Annotated in this window: 15 protein-coding genes; 6 read left to right on the forward strand and 9 right to left on the reverse strand. The window is 64.2% G+C overall.

The window, feature by feature from the left end:
• Positions 1 to 76: 76 nt before the first annotated feature.
• Positions 77 to 478 carry a DUF4124 domain-containing protein gene (locus ABQU90_RS15785; RefSeq protein ID WP_323522450.1) on the reverse strand — a complete coding sequence of 134 codons (402 nt, stop codon included), beginning with the start codon at positions 476 to 478 and terminating at the stop codon, positions 77 to 79.
• Between the two features lie 122 nt (positions 479 to 600).
• Here ABQU90_RS15785 and pssA point away from each other — a divergent pair, with 122 nt between their 5' ends.
• From pssA to ABQU90_RS15810, 5 genes are all read left to right on the forward strand, one after another.
• Complete coding sequence (gene pssA / locus ABQU90_RS15790) at positions 601 to 1374, forward strand: CDP-diacylglycerol--serine O-phosphatidyltransferase (RefSeq protein ID WP_055848184.1); 774 nt, start codon at positions 601 to 603, stop codon at positions 1372 to 1374.
• Between the two features lie 10 nt (positions 1375 to 1384).
• Positions 1385 to 1864, forward strand: coding sequence for an alanine acetyltransferase (locus tag ABQU90_RS15795; RefSeq protein ID WP_323522449.1), 480 nt, complete (start codon positions 1385 to 1387; stop codon positions 1862 to 1864).
• Positions 1861 to 2343, forward strand: a complete 483-nt coding sequence (gene rimI, locus ABQU90_RS15800) for a ribosomal protein S18-alanine N-acetyltransferase (RefSeq protein WP_323522448.1) — start codon at positions 1861 to 1863, stop codon at positions 2341 to 2343. The genes ABQU90_RS15795 and rimI overlap by 4 nt, the downstream gene beginning before the upstream one ends.
• An 855-nt stretch (positions 2344 to 3198) precedes the next feature.
• Positions 3199 to 4332, forward strand: coding sequence for a pectate lyase family protein (locus ABQU90_RS15805; protein WP_115513896.1), 1134 nt, complete (start codon positions 3199 to 3201; stop codon positions 4330 to 4332).
• Between the two features lie 242 nt (positions 4333 to 4574).
• Entirely contained in the window at positions 4575 to 5717 is a 1143-nt protein-coding gene (locus tag ABQU90_RS15810) for a pectate lyase family protein (protein ID WP_055848197.1), read from the forward strand.
• Between the two features lie 302 nt (positions 5718 to 6019).
• Here the strand turns inward: ABQU90_RS15810 and ABQU90_RS15815 are convergent, their stop codons facing one another.
• Positions 6020 to 7993 carry a transglycosylase SLT domain-containing protein gene (locus ABQU90_RS15815; RefSeq protein WP_323522447.1) on the reverse strand — a complete coding sequence of 658 codons (1974 nt, stop codon included), beginning with the start codon at positions 7991 to 7993 and terminating at the stop codon, positions 6020 to 6022.
• Positions 7994 to 8264: 271 nt separating this feature from the next.
• On the opposite strand from ABQU90_RS15815, the gene ABQU90_RS15820 reads away from it, so the two are divergent.
• Entirely contained in the window at positions 8265 to 11144 is a 2880-nt protein-coding gene (locus ABQU90_RS15820) for a TonB-dependent receptor (RefSeq protein ID WP_323522446.1), read from the forward strand.
• A 204-nt stretch (positions 11145 to 11348) separates the two neighbouring features.
• On the opposite strand, the gene ABQU90_RS15825 is transcribed toward ABQU90_RS15820, so the two are convergent.
• From ABQU90_RS15825 to ABQU90_RS15855, 7 genes are all read right to left on the reverse strand, one after another.
• Positions 11349 to 12551 carry an FAD-dependent monooxygenase gene (locus ABQU90_RS15825; protein WP_323522445.1) on the reverse strand — a complete coding sequence of 401 codons (1203 nt, stop codon included), beginning with the start codon at positions 12549 to 12551 and terminating at the stop codon, positions 11349 to 11351.
• A gap of 58 nt (positions 12552 to 12609) precedes the next feature.
• The gene (locus tag ABQU90_RS15830; RefSeq protein WP_311238559.1) at positions 12610 to 13062 is read right to left on the reverse strand and encodes a MarR family winged helix-turn-helix transcriptional regulator; all 453 of its coding nucleotides are present in this window, start codon (positions 13060 to 13062) and stop codon (positions 12610 to 12612) included.
• Positions 13063 to 13254: 192 nt separating this feature from the next.
• Entirely contained in the window at positions 13255 to 14925 is a 1671-nt protein-coding gene (gene betA, locus ABQU90_RS15835; protein ID WP_323522444.1) for a choline dehydrogenase, read from the reverse strand.
• Positions 14926 to 15073: 148 nt separating this feature from the next.
• Positions 15074 to 16546, reverse strand: coding sequence for a betaine-aldehyde dehydrogenase (betB, locus tag ABQU90_RS15840; protein ID WP_323522442.1), 1473 nt, complete (start codon positions 16544 to 16546; stop codon positions 15074 to 15076).
• Between the two features lie 38 nt (positions 16547 to 16584).
• Positions 16585 to 18564: a choline BCCT transporter BetT gene (gene betT, locus ABQU90_RS15845; protein ID WP_323522441.1), complete on the reverse strand. Its 1980-nt coding sequence runs from the start codon at positions 18562 to 18564 to the stop codon at positions 16585 to 16587.
• Positions 18565 to 18698: 134 nt separating this feature from the next.
• Positions 18699 to 19436, reverse strand: coding sequence for an endonuclease/exonuclease/phosphatase family protein (locus tag ABQU90_RS15850; protein ID WP_055848219.1), 738 nt, complete (start codon positions 19434 to 19436; stop codon positions 18699 to 18701).
• Positions 19437 to 19485: 49 nt separating this feature from the next.
• On the reverse strand, positions 19486 to 20298 hold the full coding sequence (locus ABQU90_RS15855) for a thiol:disulfide interchange protein DsbA/DsbL (RefSeq protein ID WP_323522440.1): 813 nt from the start codon (positions 20296 to 20298) through the stop codon (positions 19486 to 19488).
• Positions 20299 to 20319: the final 21 nt, after the last annotated feature.

The following is a 20319-nucleotide window of genomic DNA, read 5'->3' on the forward strand; positions in this document are numbered from 1 at the left end:
CGCACCGCGCCACCGCCGCGGTGCGTTTTGTCACTGCCCAGCGGCGTGACGGCCGCTCACGCTGTCCAGCTCGAACTCAGGTGGTCGGGCCGCCAGTCGCTGCCGGCTTGCAATAGGCCTTGGCGGCGGCTTCGGCCAGATTGCGCTGCGCGGCACGGGCGTCCGGGTCCAGCGGGGTGCCGGGCTTGCCGTCGGTGCCGGCGCCCATGGTCACCTCGCCCTTGCCGCTGAGCAGCTCCAGGTTGCGGCGTGCGGTGAGGCAGTCGGCCGATTCCGGGGTGGCGGTCTCTGGCGCGGCGATGGCCGCAGTGCCGCTGCGCGCGTCGATCCGGCGCGATTCGTAGCGCTGGCCGGTCGGCGGCGGGGTTTCGGTGTAGTGGGTCACGCCCTTGGCGTCCTTCCACTTATACAGATCGGTAGCGCCTGCAGCGGCGCTGACCAGCAGCAACAGGGCGCAAAGCCCGGACGACAGGTGCATGTGGCTTCCCCTGGATGATTCCCGCCGCGATTGCAGCATCCACGGCCCGCGCTGGCAAGTGAGCGCGCTGCGGGATGCTGGCGCGCTACCGCCGGACGGACCTCAGGCCCTACACTTGTCGGATGGATGAAATGAGACCGCCCCCGCGCTCGCGCACGATTTACCTGCTGCCGAACCTGTTCACCACCGCCGGGTTGTTTTCCGGTTTCTACGCCATCATCGCCGCCGCCAATGGTCAGTTCGTCCAGGCGGCGATGGCGGTGTTCGTGGCGGCGGTGATGGACGGGTTGGACGGCCGGGTTGCGCGCCTGACCAATACCAGCAGCGAATTCGGCGTGCAGTACGACTCGCTGGCCGATCTGGTCAGCTTCGGCATGGCCCCGGCGCTGGTGATGTATCACTGGTCGCTGTCGGCGCTGAAGTACGACAGCAACGTAATGGGACGGGTCGGCTGGTCGGCCGCCTTCCTGTATGCGGCCTGCGCGGCGCTGCGGCTGGCGCGCTTCAACACCCAGGTCGGCGTGGTCGACAAGCGCTGGTTCATCGGTCTGGCCAGCCCGGCAGCGGCCGGGCTGATGATGTCCTTCGTATGGGCGTTCGCCGACGACAGCCTGGGCTTCGACGGCGAGCAGCTGCGCTACGTGGCGCTGGCGGTCACCGTGGTGTCGGCACTGTTGATGGTCAGCCGGATCCGCTTCTGGAGTTTTAAGGGCGGCGCGCGTGGCCCGCGTGCCGACCGCGTGCCGTTTCTGGCACTGGCGGTTGCCACGGTGGTGATCGCGCTGTTGGTGATCGACCTGGCGCGGTCGCTGCTGGTGATCGGCGTGCTGTATGCCTTGTCCGGCCCGATGATGTGGCTGTGGCGGCGTTGGCGGCGTGTCCCCGAGCTTCCGTGAGCCGGCGCCCATGAGCGAGCCTGCGCACGAACCGATGTGGTCGGACCTGCAGGTGTCGTGCCTGCAGGCGATGGGGCACACCGTGTATCTGGATCGCGACACAGCCGATGCTTTGCCTGCGCCGGTTGAGGTGGTCGACCACGCGCCGGTGTCTGCGCCAGTGCGTGCGCCGCGTGTCGCGCAAGCGGCTCCGGCTGCTGTACCGGCGGCGCGTCGCTCGGCGCCGACTGCGCCGGCCGAGTCGCGTGCGTCTGATGCACATTCGGCAGCTGCAGGTTCGGCAGCTGCGCCGCAACGGCGTGGCCGCGTTGGTCTGCCCGACCGTTTGCAGATGGCGTTGCTGCGCGCGTCCGGTTGCAACCCGGGCGACCCTTCGACGCAAGCCTTGATGGCCTCCTGGCCGCTGGCCGACTTGCGTGGCAATCCGGCCGCCAAGCGCGCGCTGTGGCCGCAGCTGCGCGCGTTGCGTCGCCGTCAGGACCCGGCGTGAGCGCAATGAACGCGCCGCTGCCCGCGCCACTGCGTGCCATGCGCGAAAGCGATCTGGACGCGGTGATGGAGATCGAGCATCGTGCCTATCCGTTCCCGTGGACGCGCAGCATCTTTCGCGATTGTTTGCAGGCGGGCTACCCGGGGTGGGTGATGGAGCAGGGCGGCCAGGTCATCGGTTACGGCATCATCAGCATCGCCGCCGACGAGGCGCATGTCCTCAACGTCTGCATCGCGCCGGAAGCGCAATCGCAAGGACACGGGCGCGTGTTGTTGCGCGCTTTGATCAAAGGCGCCTGTGACCGCGGCGCGCGACGCGCATTTCTGGAAGTACGGCCGTCCAATCCTTCGGCGATTGCGCTGTATCACTCTGAAGGCTTCAACGAGATCGGGCGGCGCCCGCGCTACTACCCCTCCAATACCGGACGCGAAGATGCGTTGGTGATGGCGATCGAGTTGTTCTTCGAAGGGTTTTCCTGAGCGCTGCGGCAGCCTCGCCTTCGCAGGCTGTCCATCATCGAATCGATTGCAGGTAACGATCGCGCGCATGGCGTTGTGCGTGCGTGCGTGCGTGGATGGGTGTGCGTATGAAAAACATGGGATTGCTTGCGCGCGCAGGCTGCTGTGCATAGCCAGTAACGTTTGTCCGTTGTCCGTTGTCCGTTGTCCGTTGCACGCGTACGGGTTGACTGTGTACGCAACCAGCGCCACGTGGCGTGTTCTCTTGAATATACAGCAACGCGAATAGCGCCATCGATTGACGCTTGGTCTTGGATCACGATGTCTTGCGCACGGCTCGCATCATGCAGTGCATGTATGCGGATGTATCGCTCAGTTGATCGCCTGCGTCATGCCTGTTCTACGTGCGCTAGGCGATTGTGCATCGCACCTCGCACGTTCGTGTCGGTTCCCGCTTGCTGGAGTGCGTGCGTGCCGACGCATCAAGCGCATGTGCCTCGTGCACGCGCTATCCAGTCAGCACGTTGCAATGGACGCTTTCGCTGCGAAAAAACAAGCCCATGTGATCGCAGCAGCAGGTTGTTTTGAAGGCATGTCCAACTGCAATGCGACACGCAAAATGCTGCGCTGCAGTGTCCCTGGCGCTGTCTCTGCGTGTCTTGATTACAGCGTTTTGTCTTCTCTTTGGTGTCTCGCAACCGTTTGCGTGACTGCGCGTGCACATCGAGGCATTGCTTAGATACAAGCGATTGCGATGCTCCTAGTATCCGTGTCGCGGAGCTGAAAATTACAGAGATGAAAAGTACGTTCCGCAGTCGATAGACGAGGAATGTGCCGCCGCGCGGCGCATCGAACCCATTCGAGGGAGACATCAAGATGAAGCCGAAATTTTCGACGGCGGCCGCCGCGTCGCTGTTTGTCGGGTCGTTGCTGCTCACCGGCGTTGCAAGCGCCGATCCTGCGCTGGAAGCAGCGACCACCGGGTGGGCGACGCAGAACGGCGGTACCAAGGGCGGCTCGAAAGCTGCCGCCGCCAATATCTACACCGTCAAGAATGCTGCGGAGTTGAAGAATGCGTTGAAGGCCAGCGTGGGCAGCAACGGACGCATCATCAAGATCAGCGGCATCATCGATATCAGCGAAGGCAAGCCTTACACCAAGACCTCGGACATGAAGGCGCGCGCGCGTCTGGATATCCCGACCAAGACCACGCTGATCGGCATCACCAGCAATGCCGAAATCCGCGAAGGCTACATGTACGTCAAGGCCAACGACGTCATCATCCGCAACCTCACCATCGAAAATCCATGGGACCCGGAGCCGGTCTGGGATCCGGATGACGGCAGCGCCGGCAACTGGAATGCCGAGTACGACGGCCTGACCGTGGAAGGCGCTACCAACGTATGGGTGGACCACGTGACCTTCACCGATGGTCGCCGCACCGATGATCAGAACGGCACCGGCAACGGCCGCCCCAAGCAGCATCACGACGGCGCGTTGGACATCAAGCGCGGTGCCAACTTCGTCACCGTTTCCTACTCGGCGTTCAAGTCGCACGAGAAGAATGGTCTGATCGGTTCCAGTGACAGTCATTCAAGCTTGGACAGCGGCAAGCTCAAGGTCACCATCCACAACACCCTGTTCCAGGACATTGCCGCGCGTGCACCGCGGGTGCGTTTTGGCCAGGTGCATCTGTACAACAACTACCACGTGGGCAGCACCAGCAATAAGGTCTACCCGTTCTCGCATGCGCATGGCGTGGGCAAGGAATCGAAGATCTTTTCCGAGCGCAACGTGTTCGACATCAGTGGTGTGAGCAGCTGCGACAAGATCGCTGCCGACTACGGCGGTAGCGTGTATCGCGACCAGGGTTCGCTACTCAATGGCAAGGCCTTGAGCTGCTCCTGGAACACAAATATCGGTTGGACTCCGCCATACACCTACAGCCTGCTGTCGGCCGACAAGGTGGCTGCGGATGTCAAGGCAAAAGCCGGCGCCGGCAAGCTGTAAGCGACAGCACCTGCTGCAAAGCGTTGCCACGCGCAGTGCACGAAAACGTGCGCTGCGCGTGGCTCGCGGTCATTCCAAAAACGCAGGTGCAACATGATGAAAATATACTTTTAAATAATGTACATAAGTATTAGCATCGGTCGGGTTCGCTAGGGGACTGGCCTGTTGGCCTGGGCGAACGCACGGGGAACACGTCGCGCAGCGGCGTGTCATGCATCACTCATTCAAGAGATTTCATCACCATGTCGAACGCATCGACTGTTGTGGGACGTACCGTTGTGGGCGTTGTATTGAGCGCCGCGTTGTTGTCGACCACCGCTTACGCAGCCGACCCTGCGCTGGAGGTTGCCACCACCGGCTGGGCCACCCAGAACGGCGGCACAAAAGGCGGTTCCAAGGCGGCGGCAGCGAATATCTATACCGTCAGCAACGCAGCACAATTGAAGGCCGCACTGAAGGCCAGCGCTGGCAGCAATGGGCGCATCATCAAGGTCAAGGGTGTCATCGACATCAGCGAAGGCAAGGCTTACACCAAGACCTCGGACATGAAGACGCGTGCGCGTCTGGATGTTCCGACCAAGACCACCTTGATCGGCGTCGGCACCAACGCGGAAATCCGCGAAGGCTATTTCTACATCAAGGCCAACGACGTCATCGTGCGCAACCTCACCATCGAAAATCCGTGGGATCCGGAACCGAAGTGGGATGCCGACGATGGCGACAACGGCAACTGGAATGCCGAGTACGACGGTTTGACCGTGGAAGGCGCCACCAACGTGTGGGTGGACCACGTGACCTTTACCGATGGTCGCCGCACCGACGATCAGAACGGCACCGCCAATGGTCGCCCCAAGCAGCATCATGACGGCGCGATGGACGTCAAGAAGGGCGCGAACTTCGTGACCATCTCGTACTCGGCCTTCAAGTCGCACGAGAAGAACAGCCTGATCGGCTCCAGCGACAGCGCCTCCAGCACCGACAGCGGCAAGCTCAAGGTGACCATCCACAACACCTTGTTCGAGAACATCTCCGCACGTGCACCGCGGGTACGTTTCGGCCAGGTGCATCTGTACAACAACTACCACGTAGGCAGCACCAGCAATAAGGTCTACCCGTTCTCGCACGCGCATGGCGTGGGCAAGGAATCGAAGATCTTCTCCGAGAACAATGCCTTCGACATCAGCGGTGTGAGTAGTTGCGACAAGATTGCCGGCGATTACAAGGGCAGCGTGTACCGCGACCAGGGGTCGTTGCTCAACGGCAAGGCGTTGAGCTGCTCCTGGAACAGCAACATCGGCTGGAAGCCGCCGTACACCTACAATCTGCTGTCTGCTAACAAGGTGGCTGCGGACGTCAAGGCCAAGGCCGGCGCAGGCAAGCTGTAACTGCTGCTGCACGCAGCGCTGCAAGGGTTGCAGCGCTGTTCGTCATCACACAACGCCCGCAGCGATGCGGGCGTTGTGCGTTTGCACGATGTGCCGATCAAGGTCTGGATGCCCTGCTGAGGGATCGTCAGCGAAGCCAGGACGCGATAGCACGCTGCCGCCACGCGTCCAAAGACGGACTTGCGATGCGGCCCGCAAGCGGCCAGCGCATCGCACTTCAACTAATTCATGGCAGAGAACACACGCAACGGCGCAGGCGCGCCCGCCTCAGCAAGCGGCAGGACGCGTCGGCAAAAGTGCACTCAGTCCTGCGCTGCGTTGTTCGCGCTCTGGCCCGGCGTGCACACCGGCTTTTGACGCTTGTCCACCAGCTTGCCCATCAGTCGGTCGCTCAGCGGCAGCATGTCGCCGTTGAGGCGCCAGTCGTAGATCACGCTAAAAGCCAGGATACGCGCAACGTACTCGCGGGTTTCCTTGTAGCTGATGGTCTCGATCCAGAAGTCCGGTTCGAAGCCCGGTCGTTGCGATTGCCAGCGGCCGGTCGGGCCGGGTCCGGCGTTGTACGCGGCGATGGTGAGATAGGGCAGGCCATAGGTGTTGAGCAACTGGCGCAGGTACGCGGTGCCGATGGCGATGTTGGTGTCCGGCTCGTACAGACTGGCGGCACCCGCGTAGCCGGGCAGGGCGATGCCCTTGGCCACTGCCGCGCCGGTGCCGGGCAATACCTGCATCAGGCCCATCGCATTGGCCGGCGAACGCGCACGTGGATTGAAGATGCTTTCGGCGCGGATCTCTGCAGCGACCCAGGCCGGATCGATGGCGTTCTTGGCGGCCTCGCGGCGAATGCTCTCATCGTGATGCAACGGGAAACGCAGCGCATACAGCCGTTGCTCGTCCGGTTGTTTGCCGAGCGCAAACACCGCGCGGTCGAACCAGCCGTTGTCGCTGGCCACCTCCACCGCCAGGCGGCGCTGGGTGTCGTCGAAGCGGCTGGCGGCATCGTTCCACTCGGCTACGGCCCAGCCGGGGCGATCGATCTGGAACAACGCAATTGCACGGGTCAATGCCGGGTCGCGCGCCACTGCGGCCTTGGCCTGCGGGCTGTCCTTGGGCTCCCACGGGCAGAGCCGATATGGCTGCTGCAGGCGGTCGGCGGCCAGGAAGCCGTGGAAGGTGGGCGACTGCGCGGCGGCGCGATACAACGGCTGTGCTGCCGCCGCCGAACCGGTCTTCTCGGTGAGGCGCGCTTCGAAATACTGCCAGCGCGAATCGGCGCGCTGGCTGGCCGGCATCTTGCGGATGGCGGCCAAGGCCGCAGGCCAATCGCCGCGCGACATTGCCTCGCGCGCGCGCCATTCGTGCAGGCGCTCGTCGTAGGCCGCATCGGGCACCGCGTTGAGCCTGCGCGCCGAATCCGGCAGGTAGGACGCTACCGTCCACAACGCAATCTGATACAGCACCTGCCCGCGCTGCGCGTCGCTGAAACCCAACGCGCTGGCGAGCTGCGGCAACTGTTGCTCGGCGGCATCCGGGTCGGTCTTGGCCAGCTTGGCCAGGCCATCGACGGCGATGTTGCGGCTGCGCTCGGTCTTTGGCCAACCCAGTGCACGCGGGTGGACCTTGTCGAGAAAGGCAGCGTAATCGGTGGCCAGTGCCAGATCAGCCGCCGGCAAGCCACGCGCCGCCGCACGCATCACTGCAGGCAGCTGCGCATCGGCAGCGGCTTCCACCCGCTCCCAGCGCAGTGCCGGGGTGAGTTCGCCGCGCGACTCCAGCCCCGCCACCACCGGCTCGCACGCATCCGGCAACGCCTTGCCGTTGCGCCACAGGGTGAGCGCATCGCGGCTCCACTGTGCGTCCAGCTTGCCGGTGGCCTGGCGCGCGGTCAGCTGCGCGCAGCGCAGTCCTACGTTCTCGGTGCTCTTCCAGTTGGCCAGCAACGTGGTCCAGTCCTGGCGGCGCGCGACCGCCGGCAACCAGGTGCTACGGAAGATCTCGGCCACTGGCTGGCCTGCGTAGCGCTGCAAGAATCCCTGCGCCTGCGCGTTGGAGACGTTGTCGATGTTGCGCTTGAGCGTGGCGTACTCCAGCCAGCCGTACAGCGGATGGCGGCTCAATGCCGAGAGCTGGGCGGGATCGGATTGGCCGCGCTCTGCGGCGGCGATTGCATCGCGCATGGCAGTCAATTGCGGATCCAGGCTTTGCGCATGCAGCGCAGTGCTGCCAAGGCACAACAGGCCGACGAAAACAGTGGCAAGACGCGGGAAATAAGTCATCGCGCGACTATACCGAAGCACGCCTGAGCGCTTGAGTGAATACGCATCGCGCCTGACAGCGCATGCCCTATCGATGCCGCTGTGCGTTCGTCGTCTGGACGATGCGCTTGCGCGTCTCTATCGGTATCTGCGCTCACACCATGCACTGCGACGCGAATCGCAGTGCTGCACCGCCAGATTGCGGTGCGTTAAGGTTTCGTTTACAACTTGGGCCGGACCGCAGGGCACGGGGGCGTGCGGACACTTAAAGATCCTTCTGGAGAGAGAAAGGATGAAGCGTCTGATTGGCCCGTCTCGGTCATGCCTGGCCGTGCAGTTGTCGTTGTGTCTGATTCCCACGCTGGCCTGGGCGCAACAGCCCGAGGCCGCCCCCGGTACGCGCACGCTCGATAGCGTGCAAGTCACCGGCACCCGCATCAGGACTGCCGAGCTGCAAGGCCAGGTGCCGATCCAGACGCTCAACCGCGCCGACATCGAGCGCACCGGCCTGACCTCGATCGGCGAAGTGCTGCAGGAACTCACCGCGTCCGGTTCGGCGCTCAACGCCAAGTTCAATTCGTCCGGCAATTTCGGTTTTCCGCCCGACGGCGGCGGCGTGGGCGCGGGTTCGGCGCAGGTGGATCTGCGCCACCTCGGCTCCAAGCGCGTGCTGGTGCTGGTCGATGGCATCCGCTGGGTCAATGAGTCGTCCGCCTCGGGTGTGGGCTCGTCGACCGACCTCAACACCATTCCGCTGGCGATCGTCGAGCGCATCGAAGTGCTCGAAGATGGCGCCTCGTCGTTATACGGATCCGATGCGATTGCCGGTGTGGTCAACATCATCACCCGGCGCAGCTTCGACGGTGCGCAGGTCACGCTCAACTACGGCCAGTACGGCAAGGGCGATGGCGCCAACCAGGGCGTGGATCTGGCCTGGGGCACCAGCGGCGAGGATTTCAGCCTGTTTTTAGGCGCCAGCTACGTCAAACAGGACCCGATCTATGCGCGCGACCGTGCGCAGGCACGCTTTCCGATCCCGGGCACCGGGCTGACCTTCGGCAGCTCGGCCACACCGGATGGGCGCTTTCAGTTCGTCGACCCCACGACCGGCGCGCGCCAGAATCTCACCCCCAATGCCGGCGTCGGCACGCCGCAATACGACGGTAGCGCGGGCTGCACGCGCAGCGACGACTACCACTGCTTCGGCACCGCAGACCGCTACAACTTTGCCGAGCAGAACCTGCTGCTGACACCGTCCGAGCGCAAGGGCGTGTTTGCGCAATTCCGCTATTACTTCAACGACGACGTGCAGTGGTACGTCAAGGCGTTGGGCAATCGGCGCGAGTCGACCAACCAGGCCGCGCCGGAGCCGATCTTTCTTGGCCCCGATGCCGGCACCGGCAATCCGCTCGCCGACAACATCGTGATTTCCGGTTTGAATCCGTTCAATCCGTTCGGCTTCGATCTGAATTCGGCCACCAACCTGATCCAGATCGGCCGGCGTCCGGTGGAAGGCGGGCCGCGTCGCTACGAGCAGCAGGTGGATACGCAGTACTTCGGCACCGGGTTGGTGGGGACCTTCGAAGCGGCCGCGCGTACCTGGTATTGGGACGTCAACGGCATGTACAGCAAGAACAAGGCCGAGCAGACCAACTACGGCAGCTACAACCTGTTCAACATCAATCTGGCGTTGGGCGATCCGGCTGCGTGCGCGGCGGTGGCCGGCTGCGTACCGCTGGATATCTTCAGCGGCGCGGGCAGCATCACGCCGGACATGTTGCGCTGGATCCAGCCGGTGGTGCGCGACCGCAGCCAGAACGAGTTGAGCCTGTTCACTGCCAACCTCAGCAGCGAATTGTTCCAGCTGCCGGGCGGCGCGGTGTCGTTTGCCAGCGGCTACGAATACCGCAAGTACGAAGGCTCATATCAGCCCGATCCGCTCACCGTGGCCGGCCGCTACAACGGCGTGCCGTCGTTGCCGACCTCCGGTAGCTACGACGTCAACGAGGCGTATCTCGAACTCAATATCCCGATCTTCGCCAACTCGTCGTTGGGCGACAAACTCGATCTGAATATCGCCGGGCGCTATTCGGATTACTCGACCTTCGGCGGCGAATTCACGCCGAAGTACGGCCTGCGTTGGCAGGTCACCGACGAGTTGGTGTTGCGGACCAGCTCCGCCGAAGGCTTCCGTGCACCGACCATCGGCGAGCTGTTCGGTTCGGCCGCGCGCGCCGATTTGCAGTTATCCGATCCATGCTCGATCGGCCTGGGCGGCACCGCCCCGCGCGGCAGTGCGGCCAACTGTGCCGCACTGGGCGTGCCGGGCGGCTATCAGCAGGCCAACCAGCAGATCTCGGTGACCACCGGCGGCAACGAGCAGCTGGACCCGGAGCGCTCGCGCAGCTTCAGTGCCGGCTTTGTGTTCAGCCCGGGATTTGCCAGCAACGCCAGCTGGTCCGACCGGCTGGACATGGAAGTGACGTTCTATCGCCATCATGTCGACGGCGCGATCCAGGCCATCAATGCGCAGACGCAGCTGGATCTGTGCGTGGACACGCTGGATGCGCTGTACTGCGACGGCATCGGCCGCGCGTCCACCGGCGGCATCAATGCCTTCAACAACCGGCTGACCAATCTAGGCTCGATCAAGACCGATGGTTGGGATGTGGATCTGTTCTGGACGCTGCCGGAAAGCGCGTTCGGCCGCTTCAAGTTGTCGTGGCAAAACACCTTCGTGGGCCGTTACGAAGCACTGGGTGCGGCTGGACAGCGGCAGCCGCAGGGGCCGGGCATCGAAGTGGTCGACAGTGCGATTCCCGAGTGGACCAGCAATGCCGTGCTGGATTGGTCGTTGGGCAATTGGACCGCATCGTGGACGGCGCGCCACATCTCCAAGCTCACCGAGCAGTGCGGCGATGCGGTGGAGTTTGCGGTGTGCTCCAATCCTGCCGTGGGCACCAATCGGCTGGACGCGATCACCTATCACGATGCGCAGGTGGGGTATCGCGTCGATTGGCTCAAGGGGCTGCAACTCACGGCTGGCTTGAACAACGTGTTCGACAAGGATCCGCCGCTCTGCCTGTCGTGCTCACTCAACGGCTATGACGCATCCACTTACGACATTCCCGGTGGGCGCTTCTGGTATGCGCGTGTGGACTTGAAGTTCTAGGGCGGCCGGACGCTGCGTGGTTCTTCAGTGAGAACCACGCAGGCTGATTGGGTCACTGCGGCGATGCGGAGGCGTCGTCGTCGCACCGCGCATGGTTATGGCAGGTGAAGCGCAGATGCCGGTTGCCGGCGTATCGCAGCGGGGCACTGCAGCGCGGGCGCGTTGTCGTGCAGTCGTTGTCGTCGATTGGCGACAACGACTGTTTCAGCGCGGCTCTACCGGCCGATAGTCCGGCAAGGCGATGCTGTTGGAATCGCGCGCAAAGCGGTTGTTGATGACGCGTCGGACAAGCGGGGTGCCAGCCAGGCGCATCGCGCCGCGCAACAGCGTCAGTCCAACGGCGGAGTGCGGCCAGAGCAGACGAGGGACGATCTTGGGAACGTTCTGCCCCTCTTTGACGAACGGGCGCATGATCCGTTCGTAGTGCGTAAACGCTTGCGTCGGCGCGCTGGCCTGGGCAAGTTCGCCCGCCAGTACATAGCTGCCCACCATCGCCAGCGTCGTGCCGATGCCCGACAGCGATGTGGGGCACCACGCGGCATCGCCGGTCAACACTACCCGGCCAGCGGACCAGCGCGGCATGCGCACCTGTCGCAGCACCTCGAAGTAGAAATCGTCGACATCCTTCATCGCCTCGAGAATGCGCGGGAATTCCCAGCCGTCGTTGGCAAATTGCGCTTGCATGTAGTGCCGTTGCCGCTCCGGGCTCCACGCGTTCTCGCCCTCGGGCCGCTTCTGCAGGCCGAGATAGGCGCCCAGCTTGCCGTCCAGGGCGGGCTTCAACGTCGCGCCGCGCCCACCCACCGTGTTGTATTGCCTGGCATAGGCACTGTCGTGCGGGAGTCGGGGGATGCTGAAGTACGCAATGGTCATGTCCATCCAGTACGGCACGTTCTCGCCGGGAAACACCAGCTCACGCGTGTGCGCACCAACGCCTTCGGCGACGACGACAGCGTCGTAGCGTGCGGAGTGGCCGCTGTGGAAGGTGACGTCGACGCCGTCCTGGTCCTGGGCGAGGTCGCAAATGCTGTCGCCGAAGCGATAAGGCACGCGCTCGCGGGTGGCGTCGTACAGGATGCGCGCGAGGTCGCCGCGACGGATTTCCAGATCGGCAGTGGGCCCGCCGTCGGTGTCGGACTCGTCTGCCTTGAAGCGCGCAATGACGCGATTGTCTTCGCCCACCCAATCGGTGCCGAGTTCCTTGGTGCTACGTTCGAATGCACGCGCCTCCAGTCCCATGCGGCGCAGCACCTCGCGCGCATTGCCGCGCACGTCGACGTTCTGGCCGCCATCACGAAACGCCGGCGCGCGTTCGACGACGTCGACCTCGACTCCGTAAGCATCGAGCCACCATGCCGCAGTGGTCCCGGCGACGCTTGCGCCACTGATGAGAATCCGACGGGACATGGTGCCGCTCCTGCAGTGAACGTATATCACGCATGATACTTAAATATCATGCGTGATGCTATTCGCTTGCGGCGGTTTCCAGATTGTCGATCAGTCGGCCAAGCAGAACAGTCAGCAGCGCGGCTTCTTCGTTGGAAAAGCCGGAGACGCCGACGGCATTGAAGTGAAGCAGCGCGGTGCGCCCGGTGGCAGCGGCGTCTTGGCCGGCATCGGTCAGCCGAACGGTGGCGGCGCGTTTGTCGCTGGACAACGCTTCGCGCGCAATCAGCGCCATCGCTTCGAGCTTGTCCAACAGCGCCACCATCGCAGGCTGCTTCACTGCGGAGTGGCGCACCAAGTCCCGCTGCAGCATCGGGCCTTTCCACGACAGCAGCAGCAACGGCGCAATCAGCGCAAGCGTGAGCCCGTGTTCGCGCAGGCGCGCGTCGACACTGCGATTGAAGACGCGCGCGGCATGGTTGGCCAGATAGCCGGGCGCGATGGCGGCTTCCGGGTGGATGTCCGAGTTCATGCTCGAAGCATATCCCACGCGTGCGGGGCGATGGCACCGCGCGACTGGGGCTGTCGCGCGGTGGGGCAGCGTGGCTTGCCCGTCATGGCAAGGCGTATGTTTCGACGATGGCGCAATGCTTGCGATGGGCTGCGGATGCGCGACGCGTCAGAACGCATCCGTGCATCCGCAGCCTTCAATCGTGGCCGATCGTTATCGACGCACCGGCGCGTCGCCGGCGATGTAGTAATCGGCCGTACTGCGCGCCAACGGCGCACGTCCCCGCATGCGGTCGGCGATCTTCTCGGCGATCATGATCGTGGTGGCGTTGAGGTTGCCGGTGATGATGCGCGGCATGATCGAGGCATCGATGACGCGCAGGCCTTCCATCCCATGCACGCGGCCTTGTCCATCCACCACGGCCATGTCATCGGTGCCCATCGCACACGAACACGACGGGTGATATGCGGTCTCTGCACGCGAGCGCACGAACGCGTCCAGCTCGGCGTCGGTCTTGCAATCGGCGCTGGGGCTGATCTCGCGTCCGCGGTAAGGGTCCAGCGCGGGCTGCGCGATGATCTCGCGGGTGATGCGGATCGCATCGCGAAATTCCTGCCAGTCCTGATCGGTGGACTGGTAGTTGAAGAGGATGGACGGATGCTGGCGCGGGTCGCGCGACTTGGCGTGCACATGCCCGCGGCTGGGCGTGCGCATCGAGCCGACATGCGCCTGAAATCCATGTTCCTTCACCGCATTGCTACCGTTGTAATTGATCGCCACCGGCAGGAAGTGGTACTGGATATTAGGCCAGTCGAACTCATCGCGCGTGCGGATAAAGCCGCCAGCTTCGAACTGATTGCTGGCGCCGGTGCCGGTGCCGGCAAACAGCCACTCGGCGCCAATCGCGGGTTGGTTCCACCATTGCAGCGCCGGATACAACGACACCGGTTTGGTGCAGGCGTACTGGATATAGACCTCCAGATGATCCTGCAGATTCTGGCCGACGCCGGGCAGGTCGTGGACCAGCTGGACGTCGAGTGCGCGCAGCAGATCCGGTGCGCCGACGCCGGAGCGCTGCAACAGCTGTGGTGAGGCGATGGCGCCGGCACAGACCAGCACTTCGCGGCGTGCATGCGCATCGATGCCCTCGCTGCTGTTGCCGACCAGGTAATGCACGCCGATCGCGCGCTTGCCAGCAAACAGGATGCGATCGGTGGTGGCGTGGGTGACGATGTGCAGGCCATCGCGCGGCTTTGCCATGTCCAGATACCCGCGCGCCGTGCTCGCACGACGGCCCTGTGGCGTCACGGTGCGATCCATCGGCCCGAAGCCTTCCTGCTGGTAGCCATTGAGATCGTCGGTACGCGGATAGCCTGCCTGTACGCTGGCATCGACCATCGCGTGGAACAGCACGTTGTTGTCGTTCTTCGGCGTGGCCACGCTCACCGGGCCTTCGCCGCCGTGATAATCGTTGGCGCCGATGTCGCGCGTCTCGGCCTTGCGGAAGTAGGGCAGCACGTCGCGGTAGCTCCAGTCTTCCAGACCCGGGCGTTTGGCCCAGTGGTCGAAGTCGAGCGCGTTGCCGCGGATGTAGCACATGCCATTGATCAGCGACGAACCGCCCAGGCCTTTGCCGCGCCCGCATTCCATGCGCCGGTTGTCCATATGCGGCTCCGGCTCGGTTTCATAGGCCCAGTTGTAGCGGCGGCCCTGTAGCGGAAAGGCGAGTGCGGCCGGCATCTGGGTACGGAAATCCAGCCGATAATCCGGCCCGCCCGCTTCGAGCAGGAGCACCGTCACGCCGGGGTCTTCGGTCAGACGTGCAGCCAGCACGTTGCCTGCCGAGCCGGCGCCGATGATGATGTAGTCGTATTCGCGTTGCATGGTGGTCTCCTGATGCGTGTGCGGTGCAGCGGCAGTCAAGGCACTGCGCAGTCGCTGTTCTGTGCGCGGCAACGTGCCGGTGCACGCAGCGCGTGTGTCGGGCGCAACGCACGCATCCATCGATCGCGTGCGTTGCGGCGTGGGCCGCTTAAAACACCGATGCGTAGCGTTCCAGCTCGACCTGTATCGACTTGGTGCGCGTATACGCCTGCAGGGTCGCCAGGCCATTTTCGCGCCCCACGCCGGACTGCTTGTAACCTCCCACCGGCATCGGTGCAGGCGACTCGCCCCAGGTATTGATCCAGCAGATGCCCGCTTCCAGACGATGGATCAGCCGGTGTGCACGCGCCAGATCGGGCGTGACCACACCGGCGGCCAACCCGTACGTGGTGGCATTGGCACGGGTCACTGCTTCGTCTTCGTCGTCGTAGGTGAGCAGGCTCAGTACCGGCCCGAAGATTTCCTCGCGCACGATCGCCATCACGTCGGTGCAATCGCTGAAGATCGTCGGTGCTACGTAGTAGCCTTGCGCCAGCGCACCGTCGCGTAGCCGCTCGCCGCCGCAGAGCAGGCGCGCACCTTCGGCCTTGCCCTGGTCGATGTAGTCCAGCACGCGCTGCATGTGCGCGGCGCTGACCATCGGGCCAAACGTCGTGTTCGTATCGAGCGGGTCGCCGATATGGATGCGTTGCACGCGTGCCAGCAGCCGCGCTTCGAAGGCGGTGCGTAGCGCACGCGGCACGAACACGCGGGTGCCGTTGGTACACACCTGTCCGGAGCTGTAGAAGTTGGCCATCATCGCGATGTCGGCGGCCAGATCCAGATCGGCATCGGCGCACACGATCAACGGCGATTTGCCGCCCAGCTCCATGGTCACGTCTTTCAGTGACGAACTCGATGCGCTGGCCATTACCTTGCGCCCGGTGGCGGTGCCGCCGGTGAAGCTGATCTTCTCGATCTGCGGGTGTTCTGTGAGTGCGGTACCCACGCTGGCGCCGTCGCCGGGCAGCACGTTGAACACGCCATCGGGCAGGCCGGCTTCAGTGAAGATTTCGGCCAGTTTGAGTGCGGTGAGCGGCGTCACTTCGCTGGGTTTGAAGATCATTGCATTGCCAGCCGCCAGCGCAGGCGCGGCCTTCCACAGCGCGATCTGGATCGGGTAATTCCACGCACCGATCGCGCCGACCACGCCCAGCGGCTCATGCCGCGTGTAGAAGAAGCTGCCTTCGCGCAACGGCACCTGCACGCCTTGCAGCGCCTGCGATACGCCGGCGTAATACTCCAGCACGTCGGCGCCGGTGACGATGTCCACGCTGCGCGTTTCGCTCAGCGGCTTGCCGGTATTGAGCGTCTCCAGCTCGGCCAGCACGTCGTTGCGCTCGCGCAGCAATGCCACCGCGCGCAGCAGGATGCGCGAGCGCTCCACTGTCGTCAGTGCCGCCCACACGCGTTGGCCGGCCTTGGCGCTATCGACCGCGGCGTCCAGATCGTCGGCGCCAGCGTTGTGCACATTGGCCAGCACTTCGCCGGTGGCGGGGTTGATCACTTCGAACGTGTGGCCGCCGCGGGCGGGAACATATCGGCCGCCGATGTACAGCAGCTGGTCGGGGAAACGTGGCATGACAAACCTCCTTGGGACGGTCGCCGCAGCGATGCAACTCAGCGTGTGAGGTGCAAAAACTGCAGGTGACGCTCGTATTGATCGATGATGTCGTTGATGATTTGTTCGCGGCTGTAGCCGACCAGGTCGTAGTCCTGACTGCCTTCGTACAGATAGACTTCGGCGCGGTAATAGCGCTGGTTGCGGAAACGCTGCGCCACAAACGACGGAGTGAGATATCCGCGCATCACCACCTGGTAGCGGAAGCCTTGTTGTTCGCCGTGATCGACGCTGATTTCCATGTCGCCGTCGTCGACCCGGCTGCTGACCTTCCAGCCTTCTTCCTGCAACTGTGCGGCCACCGCTTCGATCGCCGGGCGCACCTGGTCGTGCATGAAACGGTAGACCTCATCGCGCGCCGGGAAGTGCATCGCCTGGCCCAGGCGCTGGCGCCAGCCACCGTGATGACGCGATTGCCCGATGAGCGGGCTGGGGCTGTAGAGCTGTGCACGTTTGCGCTGCGATTCTTCGCTCAGCGCGCGCGACAGGCCCCAGGCCATCAGCAGCAACACCGCAGAAAACGGCAGCGATGCCAATACCACTGCCGATTTCAGCGCGTCCATGCTACCGGCCAGCAATAGACCTGCAGTGACCACGGCGGTGAGCACGCCCCAGAACACGCGCAGCCAGCGCGGGCCGTCGTCGTGCGGCTCGCCGCCGTGCGAGGACAGCGTGGACAGCACCACGGTGCCGGAGTCGGCAGAGGTGACAAAGAACACGAAGCTGATCGCCACCGTCACCGTGATCACGGTGCGGCTCCACGGGTAGTTTTGCAGCAGCGAGTACAGCACCGTCTGCGGCGCATCGATGGCCTGTTGCGCCAATGCGCCCTGGCCATGGTGCAGCAACTGATCCAGCGCGCTATTGCCGAAGATCGACAACCACGCCAGGGTGAATCCCAGCGGGATCAGCAACACGCCCAGCACGAATTCGCGAATGGTGCGGCCGCGCGAGATGCGCGCGATGAACAAGCCAACGAAGGGTGCCCAGCCGATCCACCACGCCCAGTAGAACACCGTCCAGTTGCCCAACCAGTCGGCACGGCCGCCATAGGCATAGACGTCGAAACTCTTGCCGACCACGCTGCCCAGGTAGTCGCCCAGGTTCTGCATCAAGGCATTGAGCAGGTATTGCGTGGGGCCGGCAAACAGCATGAACAACAGCAGCGCGATCGCCAGCAGCATGTTGATGTCCGACATCCAGCGCACGCCTTTTTCGACGCCGGACACTGCCACCACAATCGCCGCGCCCATCATCGCCGCGATCAGTGCGACCTGCACCCAATGCGTGTGCGGCACATCGAACAAGGTGCTCAGCCCGGCATTGAGATGCAGCACGCCAAAGCCCATGTCTGCGCCGATGCCGAACACCGTCGCCACGATGCCCAGCGCATCCACGGTGTAGCCGATCGGCCCGTTGATGCGCTTGCCGATCAGTGGATACAGCGCCGAGCGCAAGGCCAGCGGCAGGTTATGACGGAAGGCGAAATACGCCAGCGCCATGGCCGCCAGCGCGAACACGCCCCAGCCGTGCAGGCCCCAATGCAGAAACAGCAATTGCATGGCCTGACGTGCGGACGCTTCACCGCTGCCGGTGCCACCCTGGGGCGGCTGCAGATAATGGGTCAGCGGTTCGGAGACGCAGAAGAAGAACAGCGTGATGCTGATACCGGCCGCGAACAACATGCCGGCCCAGGAGAGATAGCTGAATTCCGGCTCGTCGTGATCGGCGCCGAGCTTGATGTTGCCGTAACTGGAGAGCGCAGTGCCCAGCACGAACACCAGATACAGCGTCATCGCCAGCAGGTAGTACCAACCGACATTGCGCGAGGCCCAGGTCTGCGCATCCAGCAGCACGCGGCCCGCGTCCAGCGGAAACAGCGCAACCAGCAAGGCGAATGTGCACACCACCGTCGCCGCCAACAAAAACACCGGCCGCAAGGTGCGCACCGGCAACGGCTGCGGTTCGACTGCACTCATACCGACGCACTCATAGGATGCGTATCACGTGACGTGCTCCCAACGAAAAACCGCCTGCGTTATCGCACAGGCGGTGTCTAGGGGGTGTCGTCGGTCGAGTTCGCCAGTGCGAACCCGTCGGCACTTTGCGTGCGCTAGCGCAACAACTGCAGCGGAACGCGGATGTCCATGCCCACTGCCAGATGATCTGAGAACGCGGCAGGAATCGCTTCGGTGTGCTCGATCACCAGACTGTCGCTGACCAGGATATGGTCGATCGCCCGGTCCGGGCGCCAGCTTGGGAAGGTGTGCACCACGCAGCTCGGCGGCTGCAATCGCGTATGCCGATACAACGCCTGCATCTCCGGCCGGTCGGCCACGCAGTTGAAGTCGCCCATCAGCATCGCGTTGGGATGCTCGGACAGCAGCTCGGCGATGAAGGCCAACTGGGCCATGCGCGAATTGGCGCCCAGCGACAGATGCGCCACCGCAACCGCGAGCCCATCGCGGCCTTGCCCGAACTTGGCCAGCAGGATGCCGCGCCCGCCGATGCGGCCGGGCAGGGCGTGGTCCTGGACTTCCAGCGGTTCCAGCTTGCTCAGCAATCCGTTGGCACTGGACGCCACCCCGCCCATGCGGCGGTTGGGCTGGTGGCTCCAGTAGTGGAAGCCGGCACGCTCGGCCAGATAGTGGGTCTGGTTGGTGAAGCCCGAGCGCAGGCTGCCTGGGTCGGCCTCCTGCAGGCCGACGATGTCGCGGTCGCCGGCCAGCTTGGCGATGCTGTCCAGGCTGGTGCGTTTGGCCCCCAGCGGTAACGCATGCGACCAGCTGCGGGTGACGTAGTCGCTGTAACGGCGGGTGCTGGAACCGGCCTGGATATTGGCGGTCAGCACCCGCAGGGTGCGCGAGTCCGAAGCGTTCACGATGCGGCGGTCGCCCCGATCACTTGGCCAGCGTGGCGCGTTCGCGCGCGATCAGGTGATCGGCGATGCGCAGCATGTCCGGGAAGCTCTTGCCCTTGACCAGGTACTTGCCGTTGACGATCAGCGACGGCGTGCCGGTGATCTGGCTACGGGTAGCGAACTGCTTGGCGCGGTTGGTCTTGGCCGAGACGCCGAAGCTGCTCATGGTGTCGATGAAGGTCTTCTGGTCCACGCCATACTTGGCGTAGAACGCGGCGATGTCCTGCACCGAATCCTTGCCGCGCTCGCCCTTGAGGGTCTGGTCGACGTGGATGGCCTTGTACAGCGCTTCGTGGGTCTTTTCCTGCACGCCCAGCGTCTCGGCGGCGTAGAACGCGCGCGCATAGTCATCCCACGGGCCACCGAACATCGCCGGGACGTAGACGAAATGCACGTCCGACGGCAGGCCGGCCTTCCACGGCCCGATCAGCGGCTGGAACGCGTTGCAGGCCGGGCAGACATAGCCGAACACCTCGGCCACTTCGATCTTGCCGGCAGCCTGCTGGTACGGCTGGGCTGCCTGGATGTCCACATAGTCGGTGCCGGCGACCGGCTCGGGGCCGTTCGGTGCGCGTGGGGCGGCGCTGGGCGCGGCGGCCGGCGGCGTGGTGGCGCTTTCGCCCACCGCAGGCGGGGCGGCCGGATCGGCAGCCGGGGCAGCGGCAGGTGCAGACGTCGTCTCGGCAGCCGGCGTTGCGGCGGCAGGTGCGGTGTCGGACGAGCCGTCCTGGGCCTTGCAGGCGACCAGGATCGGCAGCAGCGCCATCAGCGTCAGGGCGAAGCGGGTCTTCATCGGATTGGATCTCCAGCGTGG

Source organism: Xanthomonas sp. WHRI 10207 (assembly GCF_040202975.1).
In the GTDB taxonomy this organism is placed as follows: Bacteria; Pseudomonadota; Gammaproteobacteria; order Xanthomonadales; family Xanthomonadaceae; genus Xanthomonas.

Coding starts and splice junctions, on each gene's coding strand:
- ABQU90_RS15830 (WP_311238559.1), bottom strand. CDS start 13,062: ATGAACTCGGACATCCACCCGGAAGCCGCCATCGCGCCCGGCTATCTG.
- ABQU90_RS15825 (WP_323522445.1), bottom strand. CDS start 12,551: ATGTCCCGTCGGATTCTCATCAGTGGCGCAAGCGTCGCCGGGACCACT.
- betT (WP_323522441.1), bottom strand. CDS start 18,564: ATGAGTGCAGTCGAACCGCAGCCGTTGCCGGTGCGCACCTTGCGGCCG.
- ABQU90_RS15805 (WP_115513896.1), top strand. CDS start 3,199: ATGAAGCCGAAATTTTCGACGGCGGCCGCCGCGTCGCTGTTTGTCGGG.
- ABQU90_RS15785 (WP_323522450.1), bottom strand. CDS start 478: ATGCACCTGTCGTCCGGGCTTTGCGCCCTGTTGCTGCTGGTCAGCGCC.
- betA (WP_323522444.1), bottom strand. CDS start 14,925: ATGCAACGCGAATACGACTACATCATCATCGGCGCCGGCTCGGCAGGC.
- pssA (WP_055848184.1), top strand. CDS start 601: ATGGATGAAATGAGACCGCCCCCGCGCTCGCGCACGATTTACCTGCTG.
- ABQU90_RS15810 (WP_055848197.1), top strand. CDS start 4,575: ATGTCGAACGCATCGACTGTTGTGGGACGTACCGTTGTGGGCGTTGTA.
- betB (WP_323522442.1), bottom strand. CDS start 16,546: ATGCCACGTTTCCCCGACCAGCTGCTGTACATCGGCGGCCGATATGTT.
- ABQU90_RS15815 (WP_323522447.1), bottom strand. CDS start 7,993: ATGACTTATTTCCCGCGTCTTGCCACTGTTTTCGTCGGCCTGTTGTGC.
- ABQU90_RS15795 (WP_323522449.1), top strand. CDS start 1,385: ATGAGCGAGCCTGCGCACGAACCGATGTGGTCGGACCTGCAGGTGTCG.
- ABQU90_RS15855 (WP_323522440.1), bottom strand. CDS start 20,298: ATGAAGACCCGCTTCGCCCTGACGCTGATGGCGCTGCTGCCGATCCTG.
- ABQU90_RS15820 (WP_323522446.1), top strand. CDS start 8,265: ATGAAGCGTCTGATTGGCCCGTCTCGGTCATGCCTGGCCGTGCAGTTG.